Annotated in this window: 26 protein-coding genes; 15 read left to right on the top strand and 11 right to left on the bottom strand. The window is 61.1% G+C overall.

Annotation, left to right across the window (positions count from 1 at the left end; genetic code table 11):
* Window positions 1-66: 66 nt before the first annotated feature.
* Genes denD through ltnD form a run of 5 tightly spaced genes read right to left on the bottom strand, consistent with a single transcriptional unit; the run spans window position 67 to window position 4,733 of the window.
* On the bottom strand, window positions 67-1,065 hold the full coding sequence (gene denD, locus SPICUR_RS05140; RefSeq protein ID WP_023366751.1) for a D-erythronate dehydrogenase: 999 nt from the start codon (window positions 1,063-1,065) through the stop codon (window positions 67-69).
* The gene (gene otnI / locus SPICUR_RS05145; RefSeq protein WP_023366753.1) at window positions 1,062-1,883 is read right to left on the bottom strand and encodes a 2-oxo-tetronate isomerase; all 822 of its coding nucleotides are present in this window, start codon (window positions 1,881-1,883) and stop codon (window positions 1,062-1,064) included. The genes denD and otnI overlap by 4 nt, the downstream gene beginning before the upstream one ends.
* Window positions 1,883-2,518, bottom strand: a complete 636-nt coding sequence (gene otnC / locus SPICUR_RS05150) for a 3-oxo-tetronate 4-phosphate decarboxylase (RefSeq protein WP_023366755.1) — start codon at window positions 2,516-2,518, stop codon at window positions 1,883-1,885. The genes otnI and otnC overlap by 1 nt, the downstream gene beginning before the upstream one ends.
* Window positions 2,515-3,801: a 3-oxo-tetronate kinase gene (gene otnK, locus SPICUR_RS05155; RefSeq protein WP_023366757.1), complete on the bottom strand. Its 1,287-nt coding sequence runs from the start codon at window positions 3,799-3,801 to the stop codon at window positions 2,515-2,517. The genes otnC and otnK overlap by 4 nt, the downstream gene beginning before the upstream one ends.
* Before the next feature lie 2 nt (window positions 3,802-3,803).
* Window positions 3,804-4,733 carry an L-threonate dehydrogenase gene (gene ltnD / locus SPICUR_RS05160; protein ID WP_041381710.1) on the bottom strand — a complete coding sequence of 310 codons (930 nt, stop codon included), beginning with the start codon at window positions 4,731-4,733 and terminating at the stop codon, window positions 3,804-3,806.
* Between the two features lie 138 nt (window positions 4,734-4,871).
* Here ltnD and SPICUR_RS05165 point away from each other — a divergent pair, with 138 nt between their 5' ends.
* A complete protein-coding gene (locus SPICUR_RS05165; protein ID WP_023366761.1) occupies window positions 4,872-5,918 on the top strand; it encodes a LacI family DNA-binding transcriptional regulator in 1,047 nt (348 codons plus the stop codon).
* Between the two features lie 79 nt (window positions 5,919-5,997).
* Here SPICUR_RS05165 and SPICUR_RS05170 read toward each other — a convergent pair whose 3' ends face one another.
* Window positions 5,998-7,296, bottom strand: a complete 1,299-nt coding sequence (locus SPICUR_RS05170; protein ID WP_023366763.1) for a glycerate kinase type-2 family protein — start codon at window positions 7,294-7,296, stop codon at window positions 5,998-6,000.
* Window positions 7,297-7,365: 69 nt separating this feature from the next.
* On the opposite strand from SPICUR_RS05170, the gene SPICUR_RS05175 reads away from it, so the two are divergent.
* On the top strand, window positions 7,366-7,575 hold the full coding sequence (locus SPICUR_RS05175; RefSeq protein ID WP_023366765.1) for a hypothetical protein: 210 nt from the start codon (window positions 7,366-7,368) through the stop codon (window positions 7,573-7,575).
* Window positions 7,576-7,607: 32 nt separating this feature from the next.
* On the opposite strand, the gene SPICUR_RS05180 is transcribed toward SPICUR_RS05175, so the two are convergent.
* A complete protein-coding gene (locus SPICUR_RS05180) occupies window positions 7,608-8,339 on the bottom strand; it encodes an SDR family NAD(P)-dependent oxidoreductase (protein WP_023366767.1) in 732 nt (243 codons plus the stop codon).
* Complete coding sequence (msrB, locus tag SPICUR_RS10235; RefSeq protein WP_041381713.1) at window positions 8,339-9,496, bottom strand: peptide-methionine (R)-S-oxide reductase MsrB; 1,158 nt, start codon at window positions 9,494-9,496, stop codon at window positions 8,339-8,341. The genes SPICUR_RS05180 and msrB overlap by 1 nt, the downstream gene beginning before the upstream one ends.
* Window positions 9,497-9,617: 121 nt before the next feature.
* On the opposite strand from msrB, the gene SPICUR_RS05190 reads away from it, so the two are divergent.
* Window positions 9,618-10,070, top strand: a complete 453-nt coding sequence (locus tag SPICUR_RS05190) for a DUF411 domain-containing protein (protein WP_041381716.1) — start codon at window positions 9,618-9,620, stop codon at window positions 10,068-10,070.
* A 41-nt stretch (window positions 10,071-10,111) separates the two neighbouring features.
* On the top strand, window positions 10,112-11,173 hold the full coding sequence (locus SPICUR_RS05195; protein WP_023366773.1) for an NAD(P)-dependent alcohol dehydrogenase: 1,062 nt from the start codon (window positions 10,112-10,114) through the stop codon (window positions 11,171-11,173).
* 57 nt (window positions 11,174-11,230) lie between these two features.
* On the opposite strand, the gene SPICUR_RS05200 is transcribed toward SPICUR_RS05195, so the two are convergent.
* Window positions 11,231-12,193 carry a glycine betaine ABC transporter substrate-binding protein gene (locus SPICUR_RS05200; protein ID WP_023366775.1) on the bottom strand — a complete coding sequence of 321 codons (963 nt, stop codon included), beginning with the start codon at window positions 12,191-12,193 and terminating at the stop codon, window positions 11,231-11,233.
* 351 nt (window positions 12,194-12,544) lie between these two features.
* Between SPICUR_RS05200 and SPICUR_RS05205 the strand changes: the two genes are divergently transcribed.
* From SPICUR_RS05205 to SPICUR_RS05240, 8 genes are all read left to right on the top strand, one after another.
* Complete coding sequence (locus tag SPICUR_RS05205; RefSeq protein WP_041381717.1) at window positions 12,545-13,309, top strand: DeoR/GlpR family DNA-binding transcription regulator; 765 nt, start codon at window positions 12,545-12,547, stop codon at window positions 13,307-13,309.
* Entirely contained in the window at window positions 13,302-14,411 is a 1,110-nt protein-coding gene (locus SPICUR_RS05210; RefSeq protein ID WP_041381719.1) for an ABC transporter ATP-binding protein, read from the top strand. Before SPICUR_RS05205 ends, SPICUR_RS05210 begins: the two co-directional genes overlap by 8 nt.
* Window positions 14,412-14,437: 26 nt before the next feature.
* Complete coding sequence (locus SPICUR_RS05215; protein ID WP_023366781.1) at window positions 14,438-15,718, top strand: ABC transporter substrate-binding protein; 1,281 nt, start codon at window positions 14,438-14,440, stop codon at window positions 15,716-15,718.
* Window positions 15,719-15,739: 21 nt separating this feature from the next.
* The gene (locus SPICUR_RS05220; RefSeq protein ID WP_202951822.1) at window positions 15,740-16,630 is read left to right on the top strand and encodes a carbohydrate ABC transporter permease; all 891 of its coding nucleotides are present in this window, start codon (window positions 15,740-15,742) and stop codon (window positions 16,628-16,630) included.
* Window positions 16,627-17,430 carry a carbohydrate ABC transporter permease gene (locus SPICUR_RS05225; RefSeq protein WP_023366785.1) on the top strand — a complete coding sequence of 268 codons (804 nt, stop codon included), beginning with the start codon at window positions 16,627-16,629 and terminating at the stop codon, window positions 17,428-17,430. Before SPICUR_RS05220 ends, SPICUR_RS05225 begins: the two co-directional genes overlap by 4 nt.
* Window positions 17,431-17,528: 98 nt before the next feature.
* Complete coding sequence (locus tag SPICUR_RS05230) at window positions 17,529-19,589, top strand: putative bifunctional diguanylate cyclase/phosphodiesterase (RefSeq protein ID WP_023366787.1); 2,061 nt, start codon at window positions 17,529-17,531, stop codon at window positions 19,587-19,589.
* Window positions 19,590-19,604: 15 nt separating this feature from the next.
* Window positions 19,605-21,320: a DUF7125 family protein gene (locus SPICUR_RS05235; protein WP_041381721.1), complete on the top strand. Its 1,716-nt coding sequence runs from the start codon at window positions 19,605-19,607 to the stop codon at window positions 21,318-21,320.
* Between the two features lie 35 nt (window positions 21,321-21,355).
* The gene (locus SPICUR_RS05240; protein ID WP_023366791.1) at window positions 21,356-21,631 is read left to right on the top strand and encodes a circadian clock KaiB family protein; all 276 of its coding nucleotides are present in this window, start codon (window positions 21,356-21,358) and stop codon (window positions 21,629-21,631) included.
* A gap of 44 nt (window positions 21,632-21,675) precedes the next feature.
* Here SPICUR_RS05240 and SPICUR_RS05245 read toward each other — a convergent pair whose 3' ends face one another.
* A complete protein-coding gene (locus tag SPICUR_RS05245; RefSeq protein WP_023366793.1) occupies window positions 21,676-21,978 on the bottom strand; it encodes a ribbon-helix-helix domain-containing protein in 303 nt (100 codons plus the stop codon).
* 165 nt (window positions 21,979-22,143) lie between these two features.
* On the opposite strand from SPICUR_RS05245, the gene SPICUR_RS05250 reads away from it, so the two are divergent.
* The 3 genes from SPICUR_RS05250 to gloA are packed head-to-tail and all read left to right on the top strand — an operon-like array spanning window position 22,144 to window position 24,865.
* Window positions 22,144-22,707 carry a hypothetical protein gene (locus SPICUR_RS05250; protein ID WP_041381723.1) on the top strand — a complete coding sequence of 188 codons (564 nt, stop codon included), beginning with the start codon at window positions 22,144-22,146 and terminating at the stop codon, window positions 22,705-22,707.
* Window positions 22,708-22,719: 12 nt separating this feature from the next.
* Window positions 22,720-24,306, top strand: coding sequence for a GMC family oxidoreductase (locus SPICUR_RS05255; RefSeq protein WP_023366795.1), 1,587 nt, complete (start codon window positions 22,720-22,722; stop codon window positions 24,304-24,306).
* 19 nt (window positions 24,307-24,325) lie between these two features.
* Window positions 24,326-24,865, top strand: coding sequence for a lactoylglutathione lyase (gene gloA / locus SPICUR_RS05260; protein WP_023366797.1), 540 nt, complete (start codon window positions 24,326-24,328; stop codon window positions 24,863-24,865).
* A 253-nt stretch (window positions 24,866-25,118) separates the two neighbouring features.
* Here gloA and SPICUR_RS05270 read toward each other — a convergent pair whose 3' ends face one another.
* Complete coding sequence (locus SPICUR_RS05270) at window positions 25,119-26,327, bottom strand: YeeE/YedE family protein (protein ID WP_051373242.1); 1,209 nt, start codon at window positions 26,325-26,327, stop codon at window positions 25,119-25,121.

The raw sequence follows: 26,327 nt of genomic DNA on the forward strand, positions 1-26,327 counted from the left end.
TCACCACTTGTTGTGGCTTCGCCGGTGATCCGTCCGAGCGACGAATCACCAATGCTCTTTGCTTTTTTATTGCGGGCTCAGAAAGTCATCTTCCATGAATGCTTTAATGATCGAGTGAATATCCGGATCGCCGGCAAATCCCAGTCCCCTCGCCTTTTGATGATCGAACCGCGCTGGCCAGCTCCCAACGATTGCCTCAATGCGTGGGTCCGGCGCCGGCTCCACCCGCGCCCGTGCTTCGGAGCCGCCCACGTACTCGAGCGCCTCGAGCATCTCACCGACCTGCACCGTGCACCCCGGCAACATCACACTGCGCCAGGCGCCGAATTCATCACCACCGATGCTCACCGCATGGATCATGTTATCGATCACGCCACGCGGGGATAGCAGATAGAGTGAGCGGCTCTCAGGCACCGGCAGATAGGCGGTTTCCCCCTGAAGGGGCTCACGGATGATGCTGCTCGCGAAGCTGGATGCTGCCGCGTTCGGCCGGCCGGGCCGCACCGCGATGGTCGGCAGCCGGAGCACCCGACCGTCGATCACGCCGCGGCGGGAAAAGTCATTGATGAGCTGCTCGCCGATGACCTTCTGCGCACCATAGCTACTCTGCGGTGTGAGCGCCGTTTGGTCACTGACGATAGTCGGCAGCGTCCCGCCATAGACCGCCACGGAGCTCGCAAAGATCACCATCGGCGGCCTGGGCAGATTTCGGCAGGCCTCCAATAGGGTCCGCGTTCCATCGAGATTAACTTTCAGGCCCAGGTCAAGATCGGCCTCGGCGGCTGAGCTCACGACGGCTGCAAGATGAATCACAAGATCCACGGAATCGCCGAGCAACTCCCGCAGATCATCGCCGGCCGTGATATCGCCCAGTTGGGTCGTAACCACCGGTTGCGCACCCTCAACAGCAGATACGTCGGGCACGGCCGGCGTGACTACGTCAAACAGCCGAAGCTCTTCCACCGCCCGCGGCCCCAGTGGCGTCATCAGCGTTGCGCCTGTGAGTAACCGAGCGGCGAGCTTCTGTCCGAGAAATCCGGCAGCGCCAGTAATGACGACTTTCATGCACTTACGCCTTTATGGTTCAACCATTTCGATGCCCAATCCAATCCTTCGAGCGTGGTGGCAGCGGGGCGATACTCACAACCCACCCAACCGGCATAGCCATCACGATCGAGGACGTCGAGCACCCACGCCCAATTCACCTCACCGTTGGCGTCGGGCTCCTGTCTGCCTGGTACGCCCGCAATCTGGATGTGCGCTGTTTCGGACAGATACTCATCAATCGCGTCACTCAAGCGCCCCTCAAGCATCTGTCGGTGATAGAGATCGAGTTGAAGGGCAATGTTCTGAGCGCCACGTTCACCGGCGACGCGGCGTGCCCTGTGAATGAGATCCAGAGCCTGTCCGGCGCGGCGGAGGAAATAACCCGGCATATCAATGGGGTTGATTGGTTCGATCAACAACGACACGCCGGCCGCCTCCGCCTGCGTTGCGGCATAGTGGAGATTCGCCAGATACGTCATCTCAACCCGGGCAGGGTCGGCGTGCACAGGCGCGATGCCTGCCATCATGTGAAGCTGGCGGCATTGAAGGCGCTCGGCATACGACAGGCCCGTCGCGACGCTTTCGCGGAATTCAGCTTCCCGGCCAGGGAGGCAGGCGAGTCCCCGGTCACCCGCTTCCCAGTCACCCGGCGGTAGATTGAACAGCACCTGGGTCAACCCATTCGTTTCGAGCGCGGCTGCGATGTCCGCGGCCGCGTGTTCATAGGGGAAGAGATACTCAACGCCACGGAAGCCGGCTTCGGCCGCAGCGGCAAACCGATCCATGAACGGGTGCTCGGTGAACATCAAGGAGAGATTAGCGGCGAGACGGGGCATTACGGCCTCCCGAAATTCGATTGCAGGGAGGCAACCTGCGCCTCGGTCAGTGTGCGCGGGTTATGACCGCGAAGCAGTAGATGCAGCTTCGCGGTCTCCTCGAGCTCCTCGGTTGCATAGACGGCCGCCTCCAGATTCTTGCCCGCTACGATCGGCCCATGATTAGCGAGCAGGACGGCTGCATGCCGGCCGGCAAGGCCGCGAACGGCATCACCGATCGCCGGGTCGCCCGGCTCGTGATACGGGATCAGCGGGAGCGTCCCCACCCGCATGACGTAGTAGGCAGTGAGCGGCGGTATGCAGTCATGTGTATCGATATCCGGCAGACAGGACACAGCGACGGAATGTGTGGAGTGCAGATGGACAATCGCCTCGGACTGCGGCCGTTCGGCGTACATCGCCGTATGCAGGGGGTATTCCTTGGTCGGCGCGTCACCGTCGATATGACGGCCCGCCGCGTCCAGGCGCGTCAGCCGCGCCGGATCCAGGCGCCCCAGGCAGGCGTTGGTCGGCGTCATGAGCCAGCCGTCATTGAGACGTACCGAGATATTACCGCTGGAGCCCATGGTCAGCCCCCGGTCGAAAAGAGACTGCGCCAATGTGCAGATCTGTTCACGCAGGGCGGTTTCATTCATGGGCACACCTCAAAGGCGCGGGTGAAGAAATCCACGGCGCCAAAATTACCGGATTTAAGCGCAATCGCCAGATCCGGGCGCGCGGCTGTCCAGGGCACGCCAGGATCGATTTGCGGACCGATACGCAGCATCTGGATCCCCAGTGCCTCCACAACGGCACCCGAGGTTTCACCGCCGGCCACGATAAGACGTCGTACGCCCGCCGCGACCAGTCCCTGACTGATCCGCGCCAGCACGTCCTCGACAAGCGCGCCCGCCTCGGCGGCGCCCAGCTTTTGCTGTGCGGTTGATACGGCTTCCGGAGTTGCCGTGGAGTAAATCAGTACCGGCCCATCATCCAGGCGGGCCTCGGCCCATGTCATCGCAAAGCGTACTGCCGCATCCGCATCGTCAGCCATCGTGACGGCATCCAGCGCCAGCGCGGGATGGTGTTCGGCAAACGCCGCCACCTGCTCCTGGGTCCGCTCCGAGCAGCTCCCCGCCACAATGGCCTTTGCACCGCCGAAATCACCAAGGCTGGCGGCTTGCTGATTGGCATCGATAAGCCCGGCATCCCGCCATGGCTGCGGCAGACCAAGCGCGATGCCGGAACCACCCGTGATGAGGCGGGCATCCGCGAAGGCTGCTCCCAGAAGGGTGATATGTCTGTCTTCTACGGTATCGACAACCGCGAGCGACACACCGCTGTGAATGAGTTCATCACGGCGCTCGCGAATGGCACCCACGCCAGCATCAATCGTAGCCTGATCAATCAGTCCGACATTGCCCTGAGACTGCGCACTGAGCCAGCGGACCAGATTTGCATCGGTCATGGGCGTCAATGGGTGATGCTGCATGCCGGATTCGTTCAAAGGCACGCCATTGACGAGCAGATCGCCGTGGATGACCGTCCGTCCCGTGGCCGGAAAAGCCGGTGCGGCGATGGCGAGTGGTTCATCCAGCTCACCCCTCAATGCCTCGGCAACCGGTCCGATGTTGCCTGCTGGCGTCGAATCGAACGTCGAGCAGTATTTGAAGAAAAACCGCTCACAACCCACCGCCTTCAATGCGCTCAGCGCCGTCAGGGAGCCCTTGACTGCCTCCTCCACTGGCGAGGTTCGGGACTTGAGCGCCACAACGATGGCGTCAGCGTCAGCGACACCATCAACAGCCTGGGGGCCAGAGAGATCCGCCACCGCTGGCACACCGATCACCTGGACGGTGCGCATGCCCTCCCGCACGAGATTGTTCGCGAGGTCCGTCGCGCCGGTGAAGTCGTCTGCAATGCAACCGAGAAAGGCCATTCTCAGCCGCCTCCCCCATCGTTCGCGGCAGCCGGCAGACGAATCCCGGCGAGGCGCTCATAGACCTTGATCACCGCACTGTCATCCTCGCGCCCGAGGCCTGCTGCCGAGGCCGCCGTGAACTGCTGTTGCGCGGCGGCCGAGAGCGGCAGGGGGAAGCGCAGGCTACGCCCGGTTTCAGTGACGATGCCCATATCCTTGACGAAGATCTCCACCGCGGAGCGTGGGCTATAGTCTCCCTCCAGCACATGTGCCATACGATTCTCAAACATCCACGAATTGCCCGCGGATGCCGTAATGACTCGGTAGATGGTTTCCGCATCCAGCCCCATGCGAAGCCCCAGCGCCATGGCTTCGGCAGCCGCGGAAATATGGATACCCGCGAGCAGCTGATTGACGAGTTTCACGCTCGATCCCGGCCCGCACTGGTCACCGAGGCGATGCACCGTGGCTGCAATGGACTCGAGTACCGATTCGGCGCGTGCGAATGCCGCCGATGTGCCGGATGCCATCACCGATAAAGCGCCGTCGCGAGCCTTGACGGCGCCACCGCTGATCGGCGCATCCAGTAGCTCGATACCTGCGGGTAAACGGGCGGGCAATGCCTCGGCGAACGCCGGCGGCACTGTTGCGTTTTGAAGAATGACCGGATCGGCGCCCAGGTCAGCATGGATGACACCCTGATCGCCGAAGAGCACTGCTTCGACCTGCTCGGCATTCACAACGATCACGAGGATAACGTTCGCGTGTCGGGCCGCCTCGGCCGGTGTGCTGGCGGTGGTTCCACCGGCTGCCGCGAACGCCTGGACGGCCTCTGTGTTGGTGTCACAGCCCGTCACTTCAAAGCCTGCATCGAGTAATGCCCGGGCAGCACCCATGCCCATGGCACCCAACCCAATGACAGCGACACGCGCTTGAGACGCAGTGCTCATAAACTCTCCTCCGGTTGTCATGGCCGATGCTTTTGCACCGGTGCTGGCCTCTTCAGGGCCATTTGATGGGAACGGTACCATTGCATTTCTGGTAACGATACCATCATTAATAGATAATCCTGGCGCATGGGGAATAAAATGGAAACGGACGATACTCAGGATGCGCCCAATAAAGGTCGCCGCCGCTCGGGGCGGGCGACGATCACCGACGTGGCGCGCCATGCCAATGTTGCACGCATCACTGTCTCACGGGCGATCAATGACCCGGGTAGCGTCTCACCGGAACGCCGCAGACGCGTCGATGCAGCGATTGCGGCGCTTGGCTATGTACCCAACCGCCATGCCGGCAGCCTGGCCTCATCCATGAGTCCAGTGGTGCCGCTGATCGTCCCATCGTTATCCAATACGGTCTTCCTTGAAGTCATCCGCGGCGCGCAGAGCGTCCTTGAGGCCGTCGGCTACGAGCTCTTACTCGGCAACACCGACTATGATGTCGAGCGCGAGCAGAAACTCATGCAGACTCTATTGGGATGGTCGCCGGCAGGCGCAATTGTGAGCGGCCTGCGTCATAGCGACGGCACATTGGCCATGCTGCGGCGATGGGACGGGCCATGCGTTGAGATCATGGAATATGGCACGCCCAATATCGACATGAATGTGGGGCTGTCGCACGAGGCAGCCGGTGCCACGATGGCTCGTCACCTGATAGCACGCGGCTATCGGCGCATTGGATTTGTGGGAACACTCCTCGAGTGGGACTATCGAGCTGCGCAGCGTCTGAGTGGCTTTCAATCAGCCCTTGATCAGGCAGGCATTGAACTATCCTTCGTCGAGCGCCTCGAAGCGCCCTCCACCGTCGGGCTGGGTGGAAAGGCCCTTAAGCGGATCTTCTCCCATCACCCGGACGCCGACGCGACGTTTTTCGCCAATGACGACCTCGCCGTGGGTGCAATACTCGAAGCCCCACGCCTTGGTATCCGCGTCCCCGATGACATGGCCGTCGCCGGGTTCAATGGGCTGAATCTTGGCAATCACGTCAACCCTCGACTCACGACCATTGTTTCCCCGCGACTGCGCATGGGCCGGCGCGCCGCCGAGATGCTCCTCGCCGGGATCCGTGGCGAGCCGGTGCCCCAGCGTGCACAGGACATCGGCTTCCGGCTCGTCCCGCAAGAGAGCACCTAGGGTTTGCACATCACAGCCAGGATCTGCATCCCGGTGCACACCGGAATGGACTGACCCGTTGCCAGCGACGGCCACCGCATCATGCCGGCGGCATGATCAGAATCGCCCGCAGATCATTCACATTGGTCCGGGTCGGGCCAGTCATTACCCGATCACCCAGCGCCTCGAAAAACCCATAACCATCGTTATCCGCAAGACGCGCTGTCGCATCGATCCCGGCGGCGCCGGCACGCGCAAGCGTATCGGGCGTGATGATGGCGCCGGCATTGTCCTCGCTGCCGTCGATGCCATCGCTGTCGCCCGCCAGGGCGTAGACGCCCGGTTCGCCGTCAAGCGCGATGGCGAGCGCCAGCAGGAATTCCGCATTCCGACCGCCTCGGCCGCTCCCGCGCAGTGTGACGGTTGTCTCGCCGCCGGATAGCAGGACACATGGCGGTGCGATCGGCTGACCATGCTTGACGACCTGTCGAGCAATACCGGCCATAACCTGAGCCACCTCGCGGGCCTCGCCTTCGATCGCATCCCCAAGGATGAGTGGTTGAATCGCCGCTTCGCGCGCGACCAACGCCATCGCCTCCAGTGATGTCTGCGAGCGGGCCACGATGATGTTCTCCACACCATCGAGCCGCGGATCACCGGGTTTGGGCGTTTCCTGCTCGGATGACTCAAGGTGATGGCGCACGGCCGTGGGTGGATCGATGCCGAATCGATCCAGAATCGCTCGGGCATCGGCGAAAGTGGTCGGATCGGCGGCCGTCGGACCCGATGCAATCGTAGCCGGATCATCGCCGGCGACATCCGAGATCATCAGGGTGGTCACGCGGGCGGGCCAGGCCGCGACGGCGAGTTGCCCGCCTTTGACGGCCGACAGATGCTTCCTGACGCAGTTGATATCGGCGATATCAGCACCCGACCTGAGGAGCGCTGACGATACTGCCTGCTGATCCGCCATTGTCAGACCATCGGCCGGCAGGGTGAGCAGCGCAGAGCCGCCACCGGAGAGCAGACACAGCAGCTGATCCCCCTCCCCCAATCCATCAGCGATGTCGACCATCCGTTGAGCGGCCTCACGGCCGGCTGCATCCGGTAGCGGATGGGATGCTTCAATGCACTCGATGCTCTCGAGCATCGACCCATGGCCATAACGGGTGACAACCAGCCCTTGCGGCGCCGGCACTTCCGGTGGCCACGCCTTCTCCAGCGCCTGCGCCATTGCCGCGGCGGCCTTCCCCGCACCGATGACCCGGGTCTGCCCGTCTTTACTGATCGGCGGAAGATGCGGCGCGACCACGCGGGCTGGATGCGCGGCAGCCACCCCCGCATCGAATAGACGACGGAGCGCATCTATCGGATGGCTGATCTCAGGCCCGTTGATCATCCGGGTCTACACTCTCATGCTTGTATCGGTTGAATCTTACAAGGTCACCGGTCTCAGGAGTAAACCGCAATGAAGCAATCGATCATCATGATAGTGGCGTTATTGGGTAGCTGGAGCGGCAGCGCGCTTGCACAGTCCAGTTACGGGTCGGGCGTCATGCATGGCCCTGGACCGGGAATGATGACGGGAATGATGATCATCCCCATCGTCATCAGTCTTCTGATCATCGTCGTTCTGGTGCTTTTGATCCTCGCGCTTATCAAATACCTGCGCCAGTAATCGGATCGCCGCCGGGGCCGATGGGCGTGATGCTACTGCCCCCTGGCACGCAACGCGCCCCGACCGCCGTCGACCGGGAACACCTGGCCGGTGATCCAGCTGGCATCGGTGCCCAGCAGGAACGCGGCCATGGCGGCCGAGTCATCGGCCTCACCGACGCGCTTGAGTGGATGGCTCGCCGCGAGTGCATCAGCCATTTTCTCGTTGGACAGAAGCTGCCCGGCAATCTCCGTCTGGCTGATACTCGGCGCAATACAATTGACCCGCACTGCCGGTGCCAGATCCGCTGCCAAAGACCGGGTCAGTGCCTCAACACCGCCCTTCGCGGCCGATATCACGGCGTGGTTCCCGAATCCCTGTCCCGCCGCCACGGTCGAGAACATCACCACGCTCCCGTGAGCGCGCTGTAGCGCCGGCGCCGCCGCCTGGACCGCGAGCGCCGCACCGACCGTATTCAGACGATAACAGTCGATCAAGTCCGACTCAGTGAGGCTCTTCAGCGGCTTGAGGAGAATGCTGCCGACACAGTAGGCAAGCCCTGCCAGGCCGTCCTCAGATTGGGCCGCCTCGACAGTGCGTTTGATCGAGTCTGGATCGAAGACATCACAGGCGAGCGTTGATCCGCCCGTCTCCTGCGCCAGTGACTGGATCGTATCCGGATCGCGGGCCGAGAGCACAAGCGAGTGCCCCTCCGCCGCCAAGCGCCGGGCGAGCGCTTCGCCGATTCCGCCCCGGGCGCCCATGATGAGAACGGGTGCTGTCATTATTCACTCCCCTCGTCGACTTCGCTGATCAAGGCGCCGTAGCCCCTGGCTTCCATCTCGGCTAATGGAACGAACTCCATCGCCGCCGAATTCATGCAATAGCGCAGACCTGTCGGTTCAGGCCCGTCTTTGAAGACATGCCCGAGATGAGAGTCCGCATGGCGGCTGCGGATCTCAGTACGGGTCATGAAAAAGGACTTATCCTCACGCTCGACCACCGCGTCCGAGTGGATCGGGCGGGTGAAGCTCGGCCAGCCCGTATTCGATTTATACTTATCACGCGATGAGAACAGGGGCTCGCCGGAAACCACATCGACATAGATTCCCGGGCGTTTTTCATCGTAATAGTCGTTCTCATAGGCCGGTTCGGTGCCGTCCTCCTGAGTCACCTGAAATTGCTCAGCGGTCAGGCGCGACTGCAGGACTTCAGGAGCCGGCTTCTCGAAGGTCGCAGGATCAAACGCTTCAACTCCCTTACCGGCCGCCTCGTTATCCGGACGGTACTGCGAGAAATCCACCTCCTGGTCCTCTCCCCAGACATCCTCGATGAACTGATAGCGCCCGGAGTTGAACGTGTAGAGCTTGTAGCGGACCGGCTTTTTCTCGTAGTAATCCTGATGATACGCCTCCGCCTCGTAAAAGGCCTCGAGCGCGACGGTCTCGATCGCCACCGGATCATCGTAGCGATTGGACGCCTCCAATGCCTCTACCGACGCTTCCGCTGTGCGCTTCTGCGCCTCGTTGTGATAGAAGATTGCGGGCCGATACTGCTTCCCCCGATCGACATACTGACCATTGATATCGGTTGGATCAGCGGTACGCCACAGTCCCTCGAGCAGCCCTTCATAGGTGATCTCACTGGGGTCGTAGTAGACCTGCACCGCCTCGGTGTGATCCGTCTGACCACCGGAGACCTGCTCGTAGGTGGGGTTTTCCACCTCGCCACCGCTGTAGCCGGAGACGACCTCGACCACGCCGGGAACATTCTTCTCGTAATAGGCCTCGACGCACCAGAAACAGCCACCGGCGAATGTTGCGACCGCCAGATCGGGATTATCCGGCGCGAATTCGGAATCCGCCCCTCCCGCGCCACTGACCGAGTGAGCCGTCAGTGCGAGGACCGAGCCCATCACACCCCGTAATAAAGACTGTTTCATGACTGAATCTCCTGCCTTTCCCTGCCCGTTACGACTCATCGACGGAGCGATCAGTTCGGGTACACTTGAAGTCATCGCGCTCCTCAGACATCAGCATACGACGAATCCCGGAGATGCCCCCATGAAAACCTCACCTTCCATGAAACTGCCGCTGGTCCTTGGACTGGCCTTGCTGAGTCCTGCCGTCGGCGCCAATGGGCTCGCCATTGAGGTCGCCAAAACCCCGACCTGTGGCTGCTGCAGCGCCTGGATCGATCATCTCGACGAAAACGGCTTCGACGTGACAACCCACAACGTCACTCATCGCGAGCTCAACGAGATCAAGGTTGGACTGGATATCGAGCCGGGTCAGGCCTCCTGTCACACGGCCATGATTGATGGCTACTTCATTGAGGGTCATGTGGCCGCGAGTGAGATCCGCGACCTCATCTCGACGCAACCCGAGGCTGCGGGCCTCACGGTACCCGGCATGCCCGTTGGCTCACCGGGCATGGAAGTCGGAGACCGTCAGGACGCCTACGATACGTTACTCGTTGGCAATGACGGCGACACAAGCGTTTATCGCGAGCATTGAAACCGACGTCGCGATCCTTTTGATCAGCAAAGAGTTAAACCATGACGCAAGCCAACGCCTACGCCGCCCATTCAGACCAGTCCGGCCTTGCGCCCTTGACCCTTGAGCGCCGTGAGCTGCGATCGGACGATGTCGCCATCAGCATCGATTACTGTGGCGTCTGCCATACCGATATCCATTTTGTGCAGAACGACTGGGGCATGACCCAGTATCCGGTCGTGCCAGGCCACGAAATCGTCGGCCGTGTGACCGCCGTTGGTGACGGCGTGACCGGGTTCAGTCAAGGCGACATCGTCGGTGTTGGCTGCATGGTCGATTCATGCCGCGAGTGTGAACCCTGCAGGCACGGGCTCGAGCAGTACTGCCTTGAAGGGCCGGTTCTGACTTACAACGGTCAGGATCGCCACGACGGATCCATGACTTACGGTGGATACTCGGAGGCGATTGTCGTCAACAAGGACTTCGTGGTGCGGATCCCTGAGAGGCTCGATCCAGCCGCAGCGGCACCGCTGCTCTGCGCCGGCATCACGACCTACTCCCCGCTGAGACACTACGGTGTTCAGGCCGGCCACAAGGTGGGCGTCATCGGTATGGGTGGTCTGGGTCACATGGGCATCAAGTTCGCCCGTGCCATTGGCGCGGAGGTGACGGTTTTCACCCGCTCCGAGGCCAAGGTATCGGAGGCGCAGGCGCAGGGCGCACACCACGTGATCGTCTCCACCGACGACGCGCAGATGCAGGCGGCGGCCGGTTACTTTGATTACATGCTCGATACCGTTCCGGTACAGCACGATCTCAACCCCTACCTCTCTCTGCTGCGTCATGACGGCACGCATATCCTTGTCGGGCTGGTGGAGCCGATCGAGCCGACAGTACATGCGGGTAACCTGGTCTTCGGGCGTCGGGTGCTCGCGGGTTCCCTGATCGGTGGCATGCCGGAAACACAGGAAGTCCTCGACTTCTGCGCCGACCACGATATCGCCTGCGATATCGAGATGCTCGACATCCGCAACATCAACGAAGCCTATGAGCGGGTTAAGCGAGGGGATGTGAAGTACCGCTTTGTCATCGATATGGCGACATTGCGGGAAATAGCCACTTAAAAGAAAGCGCCGGGACGGTCATCGCCCCGGCGCTTTTATCGTCCAGTCAATCAGGTCCTAGAACATCCCCTGCATATTGGCCTGGGCATCTTCACTGAGCCAGTCCATCCACACGTCGGTGTTGTTCTGCAGGAACTGCACGACCGCCTCGTCGACAGTGGCATCGTTGTTCGCATGCCAGGCGAGCAGGCCATTCATGGTGTCGTTCTCGAACGTCATGTTCTGCATGAGTTCGAAGGCCTCCGGCTCGCTCTCGGCAAGGTCGGTGGTCACGACGTTGAATACGGGTGCGGCCGGCCAGCCTGTCTTACCCACTTCATTGCACTCCGAGTCCTGATTGCACTCGTAGGCCTCCTGGTTCACCGGACCCATGTCGACGCTCACCATGTCGTACTGACCCAGCGGTGCAGTGGGGCCCCAGTAATACCCGAAATAGGGTTCCTCGTTTTCGGCCGCTGAGACCAGTGCCGCCTGAAGGGTTTCACCCGAGCCGTGATTGAAGACCTCGATGCCGTGATCCTCCAGCTCGAAGGCTTTGACCAGTGAATCATTGGCGATTCGGCAGCCCCAGCCATCCGGGCAGTTGTGGAAACGGGCGCCAACCAACTCCGGGTTGTTCAGGATACCCTCGATGGTGGCGAGTTCCGGATGCTCTTCGACCAGAAAGCCCGGCACCAGCCAGTGCTCGGTTGCGCCTTCGCTGAACGCGTCGGATGCCTTGACCACTTTGCCCTGCTCGGCGAGGTCATAGTATGCCGGCGCGCCGTTCGGCCAGAACTCCGGCACGATGTCCGGCTCGTTGTTCTCGGCGAGTGATGTGATGGCGGTGGTGGTGGCCGACGGGACGACGGTCACGTCACAGCCATACCCCTGGGTCAGCAGAAACTCGGTAACGCCGGTGATGATGCCACCGGAGGTCCAGTTCATCTCGGCAACAGAAATCTCGCCGCACTCGGCGTTCGCGGCCATCGGGGCCAGCGCGCCGGTCAGCGCGAAAGCGTACAGAAAACGCTTGTTCATAAGTTTGCTCCTTATTCCTTGCGTTCGACCGCACCGTTCCAATAGTGAATCGCGGGCTGGCGCCTTCATAGCGAGGGACGGCGTACGAGCGGTCTAGCGGGAGGAAAACTGCCAGGTAAGGCATCCAGCCGCGTTTAACTGTAGACCAATTTTTTTGATCAATGCAAACCGGCGGTGTGACAGCAAACCAGCAGGGTGATCGGTCGTCACACCGTTCACACCCCACGCCCACGACGCGTGGCCTCGGTAGCCGATCGGGACAGGGCATAACCGCATCGTCATCAATGCATCATCGAACTGTCATCTTCGAGCAGTAACCTTCGAACGAACATTGGGTGAGCGCGAAGGAACATGGCAATGCGGGACAATGCCATCCTGGATCTGGTTCGGGATCGCCATTTCGTGCGCATCGAATGGCTGGCAGCGCACTTCGGTGTCGCGCCGCAGACCATTCGCCGCGACGTTCGTGAGCTCTGCGATCAGGGGCTATTGCGGCGGCATTACGGCGGTGTCGGCCCCATGGACTTCGCATCGGTCAATCTCGACTTCGATCGCCGGCGGCTGCTCCATCGCGTTGAGCGAAAACGCATTGCCGCCACCGTGGCCGGCATGATCCCCGATGGCAGCGCGTTGACGATGGGCATCGGCACCACCCCCTGCCACGTCGCCGAGGCATTGCGCGATCACCATGACCTGCTCGTCATCACCTGCAATCTGCGCGTCGCCGAGGCATTCGCACAGAGCCGGGATTGCCGCATCGTTCTGCCAAGCGGTGAGGTCCGGAACCGGCATCGCGACATCAATCTGGCCGGAGCAGCCGCTCAGTGCGCCGATTACCGCGTCGATTTCGCGATCTTCGGCGTCGGCGGCATTGATCAGGACGGCTCGCTCCTCGACTTCGACTCCCAGGAAGTGGATCTACGGCGCTCGATGATAGCCAACAGCCGTGAATCCATCCTTGTGGCTGATCAGTCGAAAATCGGGCGCGCGGCACCGGCTCGTGGCGGCATGATCGATTCCGTTGACCATCTCGTCACCGACACGCATCTGCCAGCGACTCTCAGCGCCCGGGTCGCCGACGCCGGTGTCAGACATGTGGTCGCAACCGATGAGTGACCCAACCATGGTGCGACTCGACAGTGTCCGCCGGGCCTGGTCTGCAGAGCCAGCGGTCGATGATCTGTCCCTCTCGGTCGATCCCGGCGAGTTCGTCATCCTGCTCGGGCCCTCGGGGTGCGGAAAATCGACGACCCTGCGGCTTATCGCCGGGCTGGAGTCCCCGGATGCTGGTCGAATCCATATCAATGGCGAGGATGTGACCGACCGGCCACCGCAGCAACGCGGACTGTCGATGGTTTTCCAGTCCTACGCCCTGTTTCCTCATCTGACCGTAGCCGAGAACATCGTGTTCGGTCTGCGAAGCCGCCGTGTCGCTCGGGCCAGAAGGCAGCAACGCCTGAAGCAGGTCGCCGAGCTGGTTGGCCTCGATGATCTGCTGGATCGCAAACCCGCCCAGCTCTCTGGCGGACAACGTCAACGCGTCGCCCTGGCTCGGGCCATCGTCGCTGAGCACACGCTGTGTCTAATGGACGAGCCGCTGTCAAATCTGGACGCGCGGCTACGCGGTGAAATGCGTCGGGAGATCCGCGATCTCCAGCAGCGCCTGGGTATGACCGTTGTCTACGTGACACATGATCAGATCGAGGCGATGAGCATGGGGGATCGCATCGTGCTGCTCGAGCATGGCCGCATCGTCCAGCATGATTCGCCGGAGCAGATCTACCAGCAGCCGGCCAGTGCCTTTGCGGCAAGCTTCATCGGCAGCCCACCAATGAACCTCATCGACCTTGAGCATACTGCTCATGGCCCGATCATTCCGGGCGTTCCAGACCAGCCCGTCGCAGCACCGCGGGTCAGCGATCCGATCACGCTGGGAGTACGGCCAGAGGCAATCCGCGTGAGCGCCGCACCGGAGGAAACCCCCGGCCTCCCCGCCCGAATCACCGACACCGAATACCTCGGCTCGGAGGTGATTGTGGGCATTCAGGTTGGCGACCAACGCCTTGTTGCCAAGGTATCGGCTCTGCCGAACGATCTGTCCATCGGTGCGCCCTGCCGGCTTCAATGGGATACCGATGCCGCCCACCTATTCGCCGGCACGACCGGGGAGCGGATCAGCGCCTCCGGCGGAGACGCTGATCCTGTTTCCAGGCTTTGAGTGCAAACACTGCAGAGGAAAACAAAATGAGCATGCTGAAACGAATCGCCGCTGGTGCCCTCGGCACCGCCGCTCTGGTGACCACGCCCCTGGCGATGAGCCAGGACAATGTCGAGTTGACGATGTACTACCCCATTGCCGTGGGTGGCCCGCTGACCGAGGTCATCGACGGCCTGGTCGCCGATTTCGAGAATGAGAACCCGAACGTCTCAGTAGAAGCGATCTACGCGGGTAACTACGATGACACCCGTGTCCGCGCCCTGTCGGCCATTCAGGCCGGTGATTCGCCGGATCTTTCGGTGATGTTCTCGATTGACCTCTACGAGCTCCTTGGTCGCGATGTGATCGTGCCAGTGGATGATCTGGTCGACACCGAGGCCGAACAGGACTGGCTGGACAGCTTCTACCCGGGGCTCATGGAAAACGGCCAGACCGGGGGCGACACCTATGGCATTCCATTCCAGCGCTCGACCATCGTCATGTACTGGAATAAGGATGCGTTCGCCGAAGCGGGTCTCGATCCGGAGCAGCCACCGCAGAACTGGACCGAGATGGCTGAAATGGGCCAGCAGATCCGCAGCGCCAGTGACGGCGAGCGTTGGGGTGCCATGATCCCCTCCACGGGCTATCCCTATTGGATGTTCCAGGCACTGGCCTTTCAGAATGGTCATCGGTTGATGAGCGATGATGGCACCGCAGTCCAGTTCGACGACCCGGCCGCAGTCGAGGCGCTTGAGTATTGGGTTGATCTCACCGATCAGTACGCAGCAATGCCGGACGGCACGATCGAGTGGGGCACGCTGCGGCAGAATTTCCTCGAGGGTGAGACGGCCATGATGTGGCACAGCACTGGCAATCTAACGGCGGTCAAGGAAAGCGCCGACTTCGACTTTGGTGTAGCCATGCTGCCGGCGAGTGAGCAGCGCGGCAGCCCCACCGGTGGCGGCAATTTCTACATTTTCAAGGACACCACCGACGCGGAGCGCGAAGCAGCGCTGGATCTGATGCAGTTCATGACCGCACCGGAACGCGCCGCCAACTGGTCGATCGAGACCGGCTATATGGGCGTCAGCCCCGATGCCTATGAAACTGAAGCGCTCGAGTCGTATGTTGCCGACTTCCCGCCCGCTGCCGTGGCCCGGGACCAGTTGGAGCACGCGACGGCCGAACTCTCGACCTATGAGGGCGGACAGATCCGTCAGGCCCTCAACAACGCGATTCAGGCCGCACTGACCGGTGAGCAGACGCCTGCTGACGCACTGGCCGACGCCCAGCGTCAGGCCGATCGCGTGTTGCGCCGTTACTGATACCGCATAGGGGCAGATAGGATGATGCGTGCTCATAGCGAACGCCGCCGGATGCAGATCTACGGAGCGCTGCTTCTGCTTCCGGCGGCGCTGCTGCTGGGTGCCTTCGCCTATCTGCCGATTGTTCTGACGACGGTTCGAAGCCTGTTTCTGCCGGAAACGGCCAGCCAGCCGGCCGAGTTTGTGGCGTTGGAGAATTACGCCTACCTGTTCGACGACCCCGTGTTCTGGAAGGTGGCGCGCAACAACCTGATCTACGCGTTGGTCACGATCCCGGCATCGATTGCTATCGCACTGGCCATGGCATTGCTGGTGGACAGCCGGATGCCCGGTCGCGGGTTTGTGCGCATGGCGTACTTCACGCCGACCATCCTGCCGATGATCGCCGCCGCCAATATCTGGATGTTCTTCTACGCGCCGGAGATTGGTCTGTTCAACGGCCTCCTTGGGTGGTTCGGGATCGATGGGCCGAACTGGCTTGGCGACCCGACATTCGCATTGCCCAGCGTCATTGTCATGACGATCTGGAAGGAAGCGGGCTTTTTCATGATCTTCTATCTGGCGGCGTTACAGACGATCCCGCCGGAGCTCCGTGAGGCATCGGCGCTGGAAGGGACTGGACGATGGGAGCATTTCCGGCGTGTGACATTTCCACTGCTCATGCCGACCACTTTGTTTGTCATGATCAATGCCTTGATCAACGCCGTACGCGTTGTTGATCATCTGTTCATTCTCACCAAGGGCGGGCCTAACAACGCGACCAACCTGCTTCTCTATTACGTCTACGAAACGGCGTTTTCGTTCTTCGATCGGCCCTATGCCGCAGCCATTACGATGATGATCCTGGTTTTCCTCGGCCTGCTTGCCGCGGTTCAGTTCACGGTTGTCGATCGCCGGACGCATTACCAATGAAACGTCTCGACCTCGAAACGCTTGGCGGCTGGACGCTCGCGCTTGTATGGCTGCTGCCATTGCTCTATGCATTCTGGGCAGCGTTTCACCCGGAGGCTTATGTAGCGCGTTTTGATCCGCTGGCACCACTGACGCTCGAGAACTTCCGCAGCGCCTGGGAACAAGCGCCTTTCGCCCGCTATTACCTGAACACCTTTCTGATGGTGACTGGCATCCTCGGCGCTCAGATCGTCGTATGCACTCTGGCGGGGTTCGCCTTCGCCCGCTTTCCCCTGCCCGGCAAGGAAATCCTGTTCATGCTGGTGCTGCTTCAGCTATTCGTTTTCCCAGAGGTACTGATTGTCGAGAATTACACCGTGGCGAGCGAGCTTGGACTGATCGATTCTATTCCTGGCATCGGTCTACCCTACGTGGCCAGTGCATTTGGCATCTTCCTGCTCCGTCAGACCTTCAAGACCGTCCCCCGGGAATTAGAGGACGCCGCGCGTATCGAGGGCAATGGCTGGATGGCGGTGCTGCTCAAGGTCTACGTCCCACTCGCCTGGCCCACCTATCTGGCGTATGCGCTCGTGTCCGTGAGCCACCACTGGAACAACTTCCTCTGGCCATTGATCGTCACCAATTCGGTGGAGACACGCCCACTGACCGTGGGCCTCGCAATATTCTCGGCCCCCGAGACCGGCGTGAACTGGGCGATTGTCAGCGCGGCGACACTACTGAGCATCGGGCCGCTGCTGATCGCATTTCTCCTGTTCCAGCGTCAGTTCGTGCAGTCGTTCATGCGCGCGGGGATTCGATAGCAGGACGCGTAGCGGAGTGGATGCCAGCTTTTTGCGCCAGCCACCTGATTGGCGCATGCTATGGATTGTGATCACATTGGATATCCGTCGCCAACGTCATGCCTGACGCAGAAAGCTTCCAGACACTATTGGATGCGAGCGACAACCTGTGCGCGATTGTCGACTCCGACTACCGCTACTGTTGGACCAACGCGACCTATCAGCGACTGCATGCGCCATCCCTGGACACTCTTGTGGACCGGCATGTCGGTGAGATTGTCGGTGAGGCGCACTTCGAGCATGTCGTACAGCCGCACCTCGACAGCTGTCTGGACGGTCAACCGCAGTGCTTCGCGACCGAGCGGCCGAGCCCCAGTCTTGGCAGGCGTGATCTCGAGGTTCGTTATTACCCCCTGACCCGTGCGCAATCCGGGGAACGTCAAATCGGCATTGTGATTGCGGATACGACTGATCGACGCGAGTGCGAGCGCGATGTCCATAAAATGATGTCCATCACGCACCTGAACCCCTCACCGATCGCGATCACTGACCTGCAAGGCCGCATGGAGTATGTCAATCCAGCGCTTGAGCAGATCTCAGGGTACACCCGCGACGAGTTGGTGGGGCATACGTATGCAGTGCTCAAGAGTGGCAACACACCCGACGCGGTCTACCGCGACCTCTGGGAGACGATTAGCGCGGGTCGAACCTGGACCGGTGAGTTCGAGAACCGGCGCAAGGACGGGAGCCTCTACTGCGAATACACGCTGATCGCCCCGCTACGGGATGACGATGGCGCGATCGTCAATTACGCCACGATCAAGCAGGATACGACCACTCTTCGAGCGACCGAAAACGATCTTGCACGGTCGGCTTTCGAGGATCCGCTCACCGGGCTGTCGACGCGTAACGGCTTCAGTCAGGCGCTTCAGGGTCGGCTTGACCAGGGAGGCTGGCAGAGCGAGGCCATTGTCATGATGGTCGACATCGTCGGCCTGCGGGATATCAACGACGCCTATGGCTATGACGGCGGTGATCGCTTGCTCATCGAGTTCAGCCAGAGGCTCTCGCAACTCACCAGCGACCCACGACTGGCCGGTCGGATCGGCGGTGACGAGTGCACCCTCTTTCTGGAATCCGATCCCGACGACGCCATCGAAGCACGACTCGAAAGGATCGTCGAGCACCTGTCGCGTCCGTTCGATCTGGATGGCGTTGCCATCGATATCGCTATCCGAATGGGCTACACCCGAATGGGCCATAGGATTCGACCGGCGGAACGGCTGCTCCGTGAAGCGGAACGAGCGCTTTTCCGCCACCGCGCGGAATCGACTCTGCCATGGATTGCCTACACTGACCGGCTCGAGCAACAGACGCGGGCGCGCATCGATTTGACCCGGGAACTGCGAACGGCCCTTCAGGACAACCAGTTCGAGCTTCATTTCCAGCCCAAACTGGATCTGGCGAGCGGATATCTCGTGTCGGCGGAGGCCCTGCTGCGCTGGAATCATCCGGAGCGGGGACTAATCTCGCCCGGCGTGTTCATACCCATCGCCGAGCAGAGTCAGCTGATTGGCCCGATTGGCGAATGGGCCATCCGCCGGGCCTGTGAGCATCTGCGGGCGTGGCAGGACGAGGGGCTCGACCTGGTTCGGGTCGCCGTTAATGTCTCCTTGGTTCAGTTTCGTACGGGTCACTTCCCGGATAGCGTTCGCCGGATTCTCGAGGAGTCGGGAACGGCCCCTGAACAGCTCTCACTGGAGATCACCGAGAGCGTCTTCGCTCAGGAATCCGCATCCCTGTTGCGGCAGATGCGTGAGTTGCGTGATATGAATGTGCGCCTCTCGCTGGATGACTTCGGCACCGGTTATTCGTCGCTGCTCTACCTGCAGCAGTATCCATTTGACGAAATCAAGATCGACCAGGGTTTTGTAACGCACCTGATGAGCGATCGCTTCAGCCGCAACATCGTTGAGGCAGTGAAAATGCTGGCGCACGCGCTCGACGCGGAGATCATGGCCGAAGGCATCGAGTCGGACAGTGTCCGCAGGGAACTTCTGATGATGGGCATCCATTTTGGTCAGGGTTTCTATTACAGCTACCCGCTGGAGGCGGAGGACTTTCGCTGGCTGCTTGAGCGCGGCAGCCGGCTGCCACTGACAGCCGACGAAATTGATTAGCGCACCCAATCAACCATCAGCACAACGGAGTATAGTTTGGAGAAACGCAGAACGGGCATTGCCGATCTGGACCGGGTCACCGAGGGCGGGCTGCCAGCCGGTCAGGCGACGCTGATCCTGGGGCAGGCCGCGGCGGGTAAGACCGTGCTGGCACTCCAAGTGCTGGCCCGCGCCATTGAGGGCGGCGAAGGAGCGATCTTCGTATCTTTCGAAGAGTCGCCCGAACAGGTCCGACGCGACGCGGCCTCATTCAGCTGGGGCGCCGAGCTCCTCGCCTCTGATCGGCTGCAGATCATCGATGCACGGCCGCGCATCAGCGCGGAGACAGCAGGCGATTTCGACCTCGAGGGATTGCTCTCGATCGTCGCAGCCGCGTCCGCCCAGTTGGATGCGTGTTGGATCGTCTTCGATGGCATCGACCAGTTACTGCAGTATCAATCCAGCCATAAGGCGGCGATCAACCAGATCCGGCGGGTGGAAGAGGCCTGCGGACAATATGGCTGGACATTACTGCTGACCGGAAAGGCGACCCGGGATGCTGACGCGCCGGCTCATCTCGAGGGGATCGAATTCCTGCTCTCGGCATCGATCGTGCTCACCGCGGAGATTGTCAAACAACAGCTCAACCGATCGCTTCGCATCGCTAAATATCGGGGCTCCGGTCATATCGCCAATGAGCTGCCGATGCTGATCGACGATCACGGCATCACCCTCCCCTACCACTACGCCGACGAAAACAACGACGTCGAGGCCACGAACGAACGGCTCAGCGTGGGTATCGAGCGCCTGGACGCGCTGCTCGGAGGCGGGATCTATCGCGGATCGAGTCTGCTGATCTCGGGCCGGCCCGGTACGGCAAAGAGCACTCTGGCGGGCGGATTTGCAGAAGCGGCGGCCGCGCGTGGCGAGCGCACCCTCTACATCAGCTTTGACGAGCTCGAAGGCCCGTATGTCCGTAATCTTGAGTCGGTCGGTATCAATCTGGGCGATCCGATCAACACCGGACTGGTGCGATTCCAGAGCCTCTCGGCATTTGCCGCCCGAGTCACCGAGCATTTCCTTGCCATTCGGCGCCTGCTTGATGCGTTCGATCCGCATTGTCTTGTCATTGATCCGATCTCCGCAATGCTTAAAGCAAGCGCGACCGAGGGCGCCAATATGGCGACTGAGCAACTGATCGATCTGGTGCGGCGTCGCGGCATTACAACCGTATTGACCTCGTTGAGCGGTGAGCAGGATCCGGAAGGCGAAGCCACACAAGGTCAGGTTTCGACACTCGCCGACAGCTGGATTGTTCTCGACTATAACGTCCGGGCCGGTGAGCGGAACCGCTCCCTGTCAATCGTCAAATCCCGAGGATCGGCGCATTCCAACCAGCAGCGTGAGCTTCTGCTCGGCAACCAGGGTTTGGATCTGGCCGACGTCTATGAGAACGGCAGCGAGGTGTTAATGGGAACCGCTCGGGCCGCCCGTGAGCGTGAAGATGCAGCAGCCGCCCGCCGGCGCTGGCTCGAATGGCAGCAGCGCCGTAAGGACCTCGAGCAGAAAATCGCGCAGACCGACAAGGAACGGCGCCGCCTCGAGGCGATGATGGAGCTCGAGGAGCAGGAGCATAAAGAATCCGAGCGCCAGGACGAGAGGACGCGCGAGCAGATCAAGCAGCGTCGGGATCCGGAGCTTGACAGTAAAACCCCCGACGATGACGCCAAAGACCGGCGCGATAGGGACTAATCATGACGACTCATTCATCCACGCAAGAATCGCCCATGCCGCTGCTGATTCTGTTCGTGACCGGCAATGCGCCGAGGACGCAGCGGGCACGCGCCAACCTGGCGAAGATGCTCGAGCAGATTGGACGCGGTGACCTGGGCCCCCATGAGATCGATCTACTCAAACAGCCTCAGGAAGGTCTGACCTACTCGGTATTCGCAACACCGTCGTTGCTCAAAACCGATGACGGGGGCGGTGGCTCACTCCTATACGGTGATCTGTCCGACAGTGATCGGCTGCACCGCTTTCTGGCCGATCTGGCGATGACCTGAGAATACGCCAGTCATGGCGAACGCCACGGCGGGCATGGACACGGTCATCCCTGCGCGGCGTTAATCGTTGGTGACGTGACATCTCCAGAGAAATCCGCCAGGTAACGCGCACAGCAAACACGCAATAGGGACGCCAGGTTCCTGACCTCACCCTGGCGCGCCACCACCTCGTCGTGAATCTCGGCGATAAACTGCGGCACGGTGCGGCGCTGTTCCGCACTCAGGCTCTCGAGGATCGACCAGAATTCATTTTCGAGACGGATACTGGTCACGAACCCGCTCAGTCTGACCGACCGGGTACTGGTGTCGTATCGATCCTGCGGGGTCGACGCGTAAACCTCACACATTTCGCTCTCCTCAACTATTTTTTGCCCCCCGCAGCATTGTAGTAACACGCTACTACCAACCACGCAATCGCAGCTCACACAATCGTTCCAGGCACTTCGAAGCGGGGGTGTCCACAACAAGGCGTTCGCTCATGGGCAACGCACACAAAGGAGGAGATTCCAACGATGTTGGAGCAGACAATGAACCGTCGCCGCTTCCTCAAAGGCAGCGGCTCTACGCTGATGGGAACGCTGGCAATGACCAGCATGCCGATCGCTATTCTCGCCCCCTCCCGGTCATGGGCGCTCGAGCTGCAAACGCTCGACGCCCATCAGGGAGAGGTACTTCTCAGACTCACCCGGCATATTTTCCCGCATTCGACATTGGAGGACGCAGTCTATGCCCTGGTGGTCAAAGACCTTGACAGTGCGTCCGCCGATAGCGGGGTCAAGGGCATGCTCGCCGACGGCATCAGCCACCTTGATGACCGCGCCGGTGGCGACTGGCTCGGCCTTGATGATGAGCGCCAATTGATGCACGTCCGCGCCATCGCCGGATCCGATCTTTTCCGTAAAGTCCAGTCCACAGCGGTCGTGTCGCTATACGACAACGAAATGGCTTTCCGTCATTTCGGCTACGGCGGCGAAAAGGGCGATGCGGGCTATATCACCCGTGGCTTCAATGACCTGACCTGGCTGCCGGATCCGCCGGCGAGCGCAAGTGGCCCGGTCCCCGGGGCGAACAGCTGAGGAGAGTGAATCATGGAAAACTACGATAATCAGCGAACCTTCACCTATGATGACGACAACGTCGTCGTGATCATCGGCTCTGGCGCCGGCGGCGGAACCCTCGCCCACGAGCTTGCGCAAAAGGGCATCGACGCGGTCGTGCTGGAGGCTGGCAAGCTGCATACGCGCAATGAGTTCATCGCCGACGAATGGGCCTCGTTCGGTCAGCTTGCCTGGCTCGATAACCGCACCACGAGCGGCACTTGGCGTGTCGCACGCGATTTCCCCAACCTGCCATCCTGGATCGTCAAGGCAGTCGGCGGCAGCACGGTTCACTGGGCGGGTGCCAGTCTGCGGTTCCAGCCCCATGAGTTCCGTGCGGCGAGTGAGTACGGCGATGTTCCCGGCGCCAATCTGCTCGACTGGCCACTGGAATACGACGATCTTGCGCCCTACTACGACCGCGCCGAAGACAAAATGGGCGTCACGCGGACCAACGGAATCCCCGGCCTGCCTGGCAACAATAACTTCAAGGTCATGCATGCCGGAGCGACCGCAATCGGCTATGAGAATGTCCATACCGGCAATATGGCCATCAATAGCCAGCCGCGGGACGGCCGAGCCGCCTGCGTTCAGCGCGGCTTCTGCTTCCAGGGCTGTGCGACTGGCGCCAAGTGGTCGACGCTCTTCTCGGAGATTCCCCGGGCCCTGGCGACGGGGCATGTCGAGCTGCGACCGGAGTCGCAGGTCGCGTCCATCGAGCACGATGATCGGGGCCGCGTAAACGCGGTGGTCTACTTCGACGCCGATGGCAACGAACAGCGCCAGCGGGCCAGGGCCGTGGCGGTCGCCGGCAATTCCATCGAGACACCACGAATGCTCCTCAACTCGGCGACAGGTCAGTTTCCGGATGGTCTGGCCAACTCCTCCGGCCAAGTGGGCCGGAACTATATGCGGCACATGACCGGTTCGGTCTATGCAAGCTTTGAGGAGCCCGTGCATATGTACAAGGGCACGACCATGGCCGGCATCGTGCAGGACGAAGCGCATCATGATCCGTCCCGTGGCTTTGCGGGTGGCTACGAGATCGAAACGGTCTCGTTGGGTCTGCCCTTTATGGCCGCGTTCTTCGACCCCGGCGCCTGGGGACCCGATTTCACCGAGGCGATGGATCAGTACGCGCACATGGCCGGCATGTGGCTGGTAGGAGAGGACATGCCGCAGCAGCGCAATCGCGTCACCCTCAATACCGATGTCAAGGACAGCTACGGTCTGCCGGTGCCCAACGTCCACTATGACGATCACCCCAACGATGTGGCGATGCGCCAGCACGCCTTCCAGCAGGGTATCGCCATCTATGAGGCGGCGGGGGCTAAAAAGGCCTATCGCACACCACCCTACCCCTCGACGCATAATCTCGGCACCTGCCGAATGAGTGCCCGGGCCCGTGATGGCGTCTGCAACGGCTATGGCCAGAGCCATGACATCGATAATCTGTTCATCTCTGACGGCAGTCAGTTCACGACCAGTGCGGCGGAGAACCCAACACTGACCATCGTGAGCCTTGCAATCCGTCAGGCGGACTATATTGCCCAGCAGATGGCCGATCGGGTCATCTGATAACGAAGGAGTGATCAGGATGAGCTTTACCACCGAGCAGTATCCCGGCGTTGTCGAGGCAAGACCCGAGTCAACGCGGGGGTTCACGCTCAACCACAGCATGATGCGCATCAAGGATCCGGAACGCTCGCTGGCGTTCTATACCGGCGTGCTCGGAATGCGGGTACTCCGGCGGCTGGATTTCGCTGAGCTCAATTTCTCGCTGTACTTCCTCGACTGCCCCACTGAGGGCCAGTCAACGCCGCCCTCCGATGTGGGGGAGCGGACCGTCTGGACATTCTCCCAGCGTGGTCTGCTCGAGCTCACGCATAATTGGGGTAGCGAGAATGATCCCGCGGTCAGCTTCCATGATGGCAACTCCGAGCCGCAGGGCTTCGGGCATATCTGTATCTCTGTGCCTGATCTTGATGCGGCGGAGCGCTGGTTCGACGACAATGGCGTCGAATTCATCAAGCGTCCTGATCAAGGCAAGCTGACCGATGTCGCCTTCATCCGTGATCCCGATGGCTATTGGATCGAGGTGGTTGAGCCGGCACGGCTGAACAATCTCGGACGCTGATCGATATCCAACCCCTCACCCCCTGGTTCGACTGGGATCAGGGGGTCAGTCCTCCGACTGGCATGGCGCGCCACAGGGTGCGCAGGCCCCGCGATCAAGCTGGGAGTAACTGGTCGCTACGCCGGCTTGGCCGCTATTTCGAGCGAATGTCGCGGAGTTGAAGTGGTCCGTCAGGATCAGAACCAGCAGCCCGAACAGGGCTGCCAGCACCCGCCATCTATAATAGTCTCGCGCCTCACTCATTCCGACCTCGTCATTGACCGAGCCCAAACCACGGACGCAGACGGATCCCGACCGCTGAGCCACCGAACGCACAAACAAACCAGATCCAGCCATGGAGACTCGTTGAGGCTATCCCGCTGAACATTGCGCCGATATTGCAGCCGAATCCCAGTCTCGCGCCGTAACCCATGGATAGCCCCCCGATTACGGCAGCCAATAGCGAGCGTGCCGGTAACGGTTTGCGACTGGCGCGATTGAACCGACCCGCGAGACCCGCCGCCAGCATGGCACCAAGGATCAGCCCGAAGTCCATGACTGAGACAACGTTGACGAGCACGCTGTCCTGGAGCGCGAGCGCGGGATAGTCCCAGGTCCAGAACGACCACTGCGCCATATCCACGCCAATCGCCTGGAGCATTTTCGCGCCCCACAGTCCGAACGCAAACGTAATCCCCCATGGATATCCGGCGACCAGAAGCGTCGCGAGGTTGAGCACGGCGAGAGCGATAGCCCCCCAGAGCAGCGGCCAGCCACCCCTTACCAGGGTCGCGCCCATACTCCGCTCAGGTCGGGCGAAGATAACCGGGTCAATGGTGCCGTGGCGGCGGCGCTCCAACCAACCAAACCCCCAGGCCAACAACCCGATTGCGGATAGCTGAAGGAAGAGCGTCGTCACAACACCCAAATGTGCGGTCAGATTGATGGGGTCAATACCGGGCTGCTCGAGCCACCATGGAAGATGCATCGTTCCAACCACCGACCCACCAATAAACGTTACCAGTGTCACGACCATTCGGACGTTGCCCGCTCCAACCGTGAACAGCGTCCCGGATCCGCAGCCACCACCGAGCTGCATCCCGAATCCGAACAGGAAAGAGCCGATCACCAGCGAGACACCAACAGGAGCGAGCGTTCCACTGATGTGGGTCAGCCCGAATGATTCCGCAAACCCGAGCACCGGTACGAATAGAACGGTTGCGATTGCGAGAAGGAGCATCTGGGCCCGCATCCCGCCACTGCGCTGATTTGTGACGAGGGTACGCCAACCGGCTGTGAAACCGAATGCCGCATGATAGAGCGCGATGCCCAACCCCGCGCCGATCAGGAGCAGCCAGACCCGATCCGTCGGTGCTTCAAGCGCGACCAGACCGGCCATAACGGATAGCCCAGCCACAGCCGTGATGACGATGAATCGATCGATCCGCGGCGCTTCTGGGACCGTTGAGGCGGTGCCTGCCAT

This window comes from Spiribacter curvatus, from assembly GCF_000485905.1.
Lineage (GTDB): Bacteria > Pseudomonadota > Gammaproteobacteria > Nitrococcales > Nitrococcaceae > Spiribacter > Spiribacter curvatus.

Coding starts and splice junctions, on each gene's coding strand:
- msrB (WP_041381713.1), bottom strand. CDS start 9,496: ATGAAACAGTCTTTATTACGGGGTGTGATGGGCTCGGTCCTCGCACTG.
- otnK (WP_023366757.1), bottom strand. CDS start 3,801: ATGGCCTTTCTCGGTTGCATTGCAGACGACTTCACCGGCGCGACGGAC.
- SPICUR_RS05225 (WP_023366785.1), top strand. CDS start 16,627: ATGAAACGTCTCGACCTCGAAACGCTTGGCGGCTGGACGCTCGCGCTT.
- SPICUR_RS05205 (WP_041381717.1), top strand. CDS start 12,545: ATGGCAATGCGGGACAATGCCATCCTGGATCTGGTTCGGGATCGCCAT.
- SPICUR_RS05210 (WP_041381719.1), top strand. CDS start 13,302: ATGAGTGACCCAACCATGGTGCGACTCGACAGTGTCCGCCGGGCCTGG.
- ltnD (WP_041381710.1), bottom strand. CDS start 4,733: ATGAGCACTGCGTCTCAAGCGCGTGTCGCTGTCATTGGGTTGGGTGCC.
- SPICUR_RS05250 (WP_041381723.1), top strand. CDS start 22,144: ATGTTGGAGCAGACAATGAACCGTCGCCGCTTCCTCAAAGGCAGCGGC.
- SPICUR_RS05270 (WP_051373242.1), bottom strand. CDS start 26,327: ATGGCAGGCACCGCCTCAACGGTCCCAGAAGCGCCGCGGATCGATCGA.
- SPICUR_RS05180 (WP_023366767.1), bottom strand. CDS start 8,339: ATGACAGCACCCGTTCTCATCATGGGCGCCCGGGGCGGAATCGGCGAA.
- SPICUR_RS05165 (WP_023366761.1), top strand. CDS start 4,872: ATGGAAACGGACGATACTCAGGATGCGCCCAATAAAGGTCGCCGCCGC.
- SPICUR_RS05190 (WP_041381716.1), top strand. CDS start 9,618: ATGAAAACCTCACCTTCCATGAAACTGCCGCTGGTCCTTGGACTGGCC.
- otnC (WP_023366755.1), bottom strand. CDS start 2,518: ATGAATGAAACCGCCCTGCGTGAACAGATCTGCACATTGGCGCAGTCT.
- SPICUR_RS05245 (WP_023366793.1), bottom strand. CDS start 21,978: ATGTGTGAGGTTTACGCGTCGACCCCGCAGGATCGATACGACACCAGT.
- SPICUR_RS05230 (WP_023366787.1), top strand. CDS start 17,529: ATGCCTGACGCAGAAAGCTTCCAGACACTATTGGATGCGAGCGACAAC.
- SPICUR_RS05175 (WP_023366765.1), top strand. CDS start 7,366: ATGAAGCAATCGATCATCATGATAGTGGCGTTATTGGGTAGCTGGAGC.
- SPICUR_RS05255 (WP_023366795.1), top strand. CDS start 22,720: ATGGAAAACTACGATAATCAGCGAACCTTCACCTATGATGACGACAAC.
- denD (WP_023366751.1), bottom strand. CDS start 1,065: ATGAAAGTCGTCATTACTGGCGCTGCCGGATTTCTCGGACAGAAGCTC.
- SPICUR_RS05200 (WP_023366775.1), bottom strand. CDS start 12,193: ATGAACAAGCGTTTTCTGTACGCTTTCGCGCTGACCGGCGCGCTGGCC.
- SPICUR_RS05215 (WP_023366781.1), top strand. CDS start 14,438: ATGAGCATGCTGAAACGAATCGCCGCTGGTGCCCTCGGCACCGCCGCT.
- SPICUR_RS05195 (WP_023366773.1), top strand. CDS start 10,112: ATGACGCAAGCCAACGCCTACGCCGCCCATTCAGACCAGTCCGGCCTT.
- SPICUR_RS05220 (WP_202951822.1), top strand. CDS start 15,740: ATGATGCGTGCTCATAGCGAACGCCGCCGGATGCAGATCTACGGAGCG.
- otnI (WP_023366753.1), bottom strand. CDS start 1,883: ATGCCCCGTCTCGCCGCTAATCTCTCCTTGATGTTCACCGAGCACCCG.
- SPICUR_RS05170 (WP_023366763.1), bottom strand. CDS start 7,296: ATGATCAACGGGCCTGAGATCAGCCATCCGATAGATGCGCTCCGTCGT.
- SPICUR_RS05240 (WP_023366791.1), top strand. CDS start 21,356: ATGCCGCTGCTGATTCTGTTCGTGACCGGCAATGCGCCGAGGACGCAG.
- gloA (WP_023366797.1), top strand. CDS start 24,326: ATGAGCTTTACCACCGAGCAGTATCCCGGCGTTGTCGAGGCAAGACCC.